Source organism: Mucilaginibacter sp., from assembly GCF_036383575.1.
Lineage (GTDB): Bacteria > Bacteroidota > Bacteroidia > Sphingobacteriales > Sphingobacteriaceae > Mucilaginibacter.
The window spans coordinates 1-5,545 of the sequence record NZ_DASVOB010000130.1 but is presented as its reverse complement, the minus strand read 5'-3'; the positions used below and the strand labels follow the sequence as shown (position 1 = coordinate 5,545).

General features: G+C 42.4%; 4 protein-coding genes and 1 pseudogene. 1 reads left to right on the top strand and 4 read right to left on the bottom strand.

Going from position 1 to position 5,545, the window contains the following annotated elements; translation table 11 throughout:
• Positions 1-751: pseudogene (locus VF500_RS04835) on the top strand (glycoside hydrolase family 43); the annotation flags it as partial.
• Between the two features lie 165 nt (positions 752-916).
• Here VF500_RS04835 and VF500_RS04830 read toward each other — a convergent pair.
• The 4 genes from VF500_RS04830 to VF500_RS04815 form a co-directional block, all read right to left on the bottom strand.
• Positions 917-1,816 (bottom strand): PepSY-like domain-containing protein, encoded by a 900-nt coding sequence (locus VF500_RS04830; protein WP_330858595.1) that lies wholly within the window; start codon positions 1,814-1,816, stop codon positions 917-919.
• A gap of 516 nt (positions 1,817-2,332) precedes the next feature.
• Positions 2,333-2,956: a tetratricopeptide repeat protein gene (locus VF500_RS04825; RefSeq protein ID WP_330858594.1), complete on the bottom strand. Its 624-nt coding sequence runs from the start codon at positions 2,954-2,956 to the stop codon at positions 2,333-2,335.
• Positions 2,944-4,122 (bottom strand): hypothetical protein, encoded by a 1,179-nt coding sequence (locus tag VF500_RS04820; protein WP_330858593.1) that lies wholly within the window; start codon positions 4,120-4,122, stop codon positions 2,944-2,946. The genes VF500_RS04825 and VF500_RS04820 overlap by 13 nt, the downstream gene beginning before the upstream one ends.
• Positions 4,104-5,545 (bottom strand): urea transporter (locus VF500_RS04815; protein WP_330858592.1); only part of this gene is annotated, 1,442 nt, incomplete at its 5' end. The genes VF500_RS04815 and VF500_RS04820, both read right to left, overlap by 19 nt.

Sequence of the window (5,545 nt, the reverse complement as noted above, 5' to 3'; positions counted from 1 at the left end):
GGCCGATAAAAATTATACTTACTCATTTAAGGTAAAAGATAATTACGGTAACGTAAGCTTAAAAGCAAAAGCGTTGCCTGTGAGTACATCATCAGCATTGTTTCATGTCGTTAAAGATCAGTTTACGGTTAACAGAGACTTGGCCGGTGACGGTACCGCAGGTACTATATGGAACGGTTTAATTGGTGGAGGCGATAAGCAGGAGGGCAAGGCTTTTACCGGCGATAACGTGCTCACATTAGAGTCAAAAGGCTCAAACTGGGATGGAAACCTGCCATACGGCCCGTTTTTGTACAGCAATGTTGCAGGCGATTTTGTGGCCGAGGTAGAAATAACCGATGTAAGCGGCCTTAAAGAAAAAAAGGTAGCCGGTAACAGCGATATGGGCCTGATGGTACGGAAAGCGAAGCAACCCGGCACTGAAGGAAGCGAAAACCTGATCCAGAACAGTATTTTTCCTGCCTGGAACTGCGGCAACATGCTCACCAACTATAAAACAGGCGACCGGATGCAAACCAATACCCAAACCGGCTGGAACTATAACCGCTACCTGCAGATCCAAAAATCAGGCGACATGTTTTACATGAGGAGCAGCAACGACGGCATTCATTGGGCTGACCTGCCCGGAAGCCCGGTGTCAAGACCTGATTTAAATGACGGTGCTTTACAGATCGGCCTTTATCACAGCACCTACGGGCCTCATCGTTCATATGTTAAATTTCGAGATTTTAAACTTACTACAAAAAGATAAAGATTGAAGGGATTTATCGATATTAATAACTGCTTTATCGATACTTAACATTTCTTAACACTTGCCCGGTGGATATTTGAGCTTTGTTTTACGCATGTTATAATTAAGTAAGCCATGCTTAGTTAAAAGCATGGCTTACCATAACAGCGCTATATCGATTGATGTTTAGTGGATAGGCAGGGCTTTAACAAATGTACCCGACGCATTAAAAATTATAGCGTATTTGGTACTGTTGGATGTAATGAACACAACGTAACCTTGCAAGGTGCCGCCGGAGCTTTCTGAAAATGCCTTATCAAATACATAACCGGGATAGGTAGTGGTTAGGTAAGTGGTAATAGCAGAGAGCAGGTTGGCTTCGGTTACGGCGGCATGTTTTAAATCGTGTTTTTCTATCTGAACACGTTTAACCAGTTTGCCTGCAGCAGTTACGGCAGTTGAGTACAGTACGCCGTTTTTACTGATCAATATGTACACATTATCGGGCGTAACGGAAGCATGCAGCAACGTATCGGTTGGATAAGTGGTCGAAAAATAGCTGCTAACGGCAGTAGGAAGGGCCGAAATGGCAACAGTGTCGCGGTGTTTACCGTCACGGTTGTCAAATGGGCCGCCCAGGTGCCATCCTGGTCCTTTAAGGTCTCTGCCTTCGCGTTGCTCAAGGGTGTTTACAAATGTACCCGTAGCAGTGAATTTGAGGCCAACCAAAGCACTGTTGTACTTGATCACTACTATGTAGTTAACAACTGTGCTGGTACTGTCGGTAATAGAATATGCTTTTTTGAAGGTGTAACCGCTGTAATTAGCGGTAAGGTAGGTGCCGATAGCAGTGGGCAATGCGCTAAAAGCAACGGTGTCTTTTTTGTCATGCTTGCCATAGCAGCCAACCATATAAACACTGTCTGTAGTAGAACTGGATGCAAGGCTTAAAGCGATGGCACCCGTTGAGGTAACGGTTGATGAAGAAACGCTGGCCGAAGCTGATTTTGAAGCGTTCTCCTTTTTACATGATGCCAGGCCAATTATTGTGCCCAGCATCAATAGTGTAGCGTAAAAGGATTTCATTTTTTTGGTTTAATTTAAATTGATAATTAGCGCTGTCTTTTGCGGACAGGTTTAATTAAAATTAAATCGGAAAGCGAGTTCATCGGATAATGTGTCGATAAATGCAGGATTTAAATCGACGTATGAAGATAGTTGGAAAAATGTTTGATTGCTGTAGAGATGCATAATCACATATCCGGTAGGTTTAAATTTAATCCATAAATGTTATGCCAATTTAGCAATCCGCGTGAGTTGAACCCCTCTGGGGTTCTGGTAATGGGAGGGGCGTTATTTCTACAAACCTTTTCCCCCTCTGGGGGATTTTTATAGTTTGATAAACAAGTATTAATTGAGGTGTGCTTAAGGACAATTGCACCAGAGGTGCAAAAGGTTTGTAGCGTGTAAAATTATAGAGATATCTTTTGCCCCAGAGGGGCAAAACAAGACGCCGCGCTAATTAAAATTAGCTGTCAGTCAATCGTAATTTACAAACGGGAGATATAATTATACGTTTTCACATTAAAATGCTTTCGCGTCTCAATTACACCTGGCTAAGCCATCAGTACTCGAAGCATCGGAAGGTTTAATGATCAGGGCTTTTTCAAAAAAAGGTTTTGCTTCTGCTTTTTTCCCGGCCATAAGCATTGACCAGGCCAGCATGTGGTTGCCATCGTAATCAAAGGGGTAAAGGGTTACCACAGCCCTGAAAAGCTTGATGGCCGGCTCATACTGTTTACGATTGTAATAAATTACACCTCCCCAATAATTTGCCTGTGTGTTTTGAGCGTCTATTTTCAGGATAGCGAGATATTGCTCCAGCACCTTATCCCAGCTTTGCAAAAAGGAAAGGGGCTTTACATAGCCAAATTTAGCTTCAACCGAGTTGGGTTTCAGTGTTATAGCCTTTTGATAGTAGCTTTGCGAGGCCGTGTAGTTTTTATTGAGATAATTGAGCCAGCCCAGCCTGATGGTTATCTCATAATTATTTTCCGAATAGTAGGGATAAATATCGGCGATGGCGGCAACGTAGTTTTTGTTTAATTCGTCGGTATAACTGTTATGAAAAGCTTTTTGAAGCACCGCATTTGTTTGTGCCTGCAATGGTGATGCAAATACAAATAAAAGAATGGCGGCTGTATATGTCTTCTTTAAAATTTCCATGTTATACCTAACGTAACAGAGTTTTGGTTATAGTTAACAGTGCGGTAAACGTCTGTTTTCTTTTCATAAAAGTAATTTAAATTCAGTAAGGCGTGGTTACCTAATTGGTAAAAAATGCTTTCGCCGCATTTAAATTTTGTAGGGTCGATGGCATTATACACATAAAGTCCGTCGGCATCCAGGTAATCATCCTGATTTCCAAAGGTGGCGGCTGTTTCTAACCATGTTTTATCCAGTACTTTGAAACCTACCGATTGGCTATATATAAAACTATGAGCCCCGCTTAAATTAGATACAGATGCTTTGCTCATCGTGTATAAATTCAGGTTCCCCAGAGGATAAAAATCCAGCTTTGCGTCGTATTGTTTTAAAGTTTTAGTAATAAGTTTTCCAAAATTAACATCAGCCTGCAAATCAACATAACGGGTATCATATTTTACGCCGAATAAACCGAGGTTGCTTTGATTGATATTGCTGCGGTAGCTGGTATGCAGGTAATGATATGCGCCAAGTATGCTGATGTTTTTCGCCAGTGAATACTTCACTTTGGCATAGTACTCTGTTTGTTTATCGGTTTTACCGATCTGGTTTTTATAATCAATATATCCCGAACGGAAAATATTCTGCTTAAAAAACATAAATGATTGATCAAGCTGTAAACGCCAGGTCAATCTTAAACCAATGCCGATCCGTTCAAAAAAGCCATTGTCGCGTTCATCATTGTTAGGCAGTTTTATCCCGCTTTCAATGGCAGCATCCGTTAGCCCAAACGGCGATAGTTTGATGGCGTACAGGGTTGCTGTGTCTAAATGTGATGCATTATAAAACGCCGCGCTATTATTGTTGACGTAGGTGTTGCAATAGTAAGCATACAAACGCGCTGTGGTGTTGTGCGGATCCTTCAGCAACACCCGGTTAAACTGGCTGATGGCCGCTTTATAATTACCCGTGAGCATATAAGCGTATCCGGCTTTAAAGCGCAGGGTAGGAGAGTCCACACTATCAGCAACCGATTTGCTTACAAAACTGATAAGTTGTTTCCAGTCTCCTGCGTTGTACAGTTGTTCGGCGGTACTATCGGCCACGGCAGCTTTATTATCCTGTGCACGGGCCGTAAGGGTAGCAAATATCAGGACAAAAAGAAGGGTTAGTTTTCTGTACTCCATTGTGCTTCAATATGCTTACCGTTTATATTTATGATGAAGGCTTGCAGGCTGCCGTGATCTACGAAAACCGTTGATTCGGCAAGGGGCGTTGTTTTGCCTGTAATCTCCTGGTATTGTTTGGATACAATATTTAACCCTGTTTTTTTTACCTGGATGCCACTTTTGTATTTTACGCCGATGAACCGGTAAAACGGATCGGCAAAATCCTGCAGCCAAAGCAATATTTTGCTACTGGTGAGCGATACCGGAAACTCATCGCTTGCCTGGATGTTCCCGGCATCGTTAAAAATAACTTTATAGGCTGCAATATAAAAATAGTGGAGCAACGAGGTTTTATCGCCATAAAAACTGGTGAAGTAAAACATAGTGCCATTATTGACAAAATAAGCAACAGCGCCGGTTGTTTTGCTGTAGATATAGGATTGCCCCCAGGTATCTTTAAAAATTTCCCACTCTTCGGTCAAACCATTTTCGGCTGTTAATTTTGCCACAAAACCCGGTTGAAGGTCGAATGCTTTTTTGAGCGATGCATTGGTTTCTGGGTTACTTATCAGCTCGTTTTCATTTGGGATACTGTAGCTTTCAATGCTGCTTTTATTATCCTTTTTGTTAAAGTAATAGGCAAATGGATATGGCAATGTTTTAGACCCGATATATGGTGTTGCCTGCAACTGGAAATGCAAATGTGGCTCGGGCGACCTACCCGAATTACCGCAGAAACCCAGCAAGTCACCTTGTTTGACAGTATCGCCGGGTTTAACTTTTATGGAGTTTTTTTTGAGGTGCGATAGTTTGGAATAAAGCCCCGCAGCATGGCGGATCACTACCGTATTGCCCCAGTTCTCCTTCAGGTTTTCTTCGCCTATGTCATTATCCTCTACATGGTTTACTACCAGTTCAACAACGCCCTCGCCGCAGGCCAGTACAGGTTTGTTGAAGCAGTAAAAATGCTCAGGAAGGGTGCCGGGATACTGAAACGTTTTTTGTTCATCGTCGGTGATCACAAAATCAAGCGCCTTGCCCCATTCGCCTTTGTGGGTAATTGGGCCATTATAACCCTGCGAAACCGTCCAATAGCCCATAAACGGCAAACTGAGCCTGATGTATTTCAAGTCGTTGAGCCTGTTTTGCAGGTTTAAAACATGATAAAGGTTTTTTTCGGGCGAGTAATGCTGTGCTGTGGTGAGCTGCAATTTGGGGTGATGGCCAATCAATATTAAAAAATAAAGCAGGCTGATATTGAGCACACAAAACGGTAACGAGAAAATAGGCAGTGCATGCAGTGCCATGAGTGTTGTAAGCGCGTTAATAAGCACGAAACCTAATGGAATACAAAAAATTGCCAGCAGGTAAGATCGTAACGAAGGGATAGTAAAAAAGCTTCCGATTGCCATAGAAGCCATCATTAAGTTGGCGCCCAAAT

Bases quoted from the DNA above. Each gene is read 5' to 3' on its own strand.
- VF500_RS04820 (WP_330858593.1), bottom strand. From the start codon at position 4,122: ATGGAGTACAGAAAACTAACCCTTCTTTTTGTCCTGATATTTGCTACC.
- VF500_RS04830 (WP_330858595.1), bottom strand. From the start codon at position 1,816: ATGAAATCCTTTTACGCTACACTATTGATGCTGGGCACAATAATTGGC.
- VF500_RS04825 (WP_330858594.1), bottom strand. From the start codon at position 2,956: ATGGAAATTTTAAAGAAGACATATACAGCCGCCATTCTTTTATTTGTA.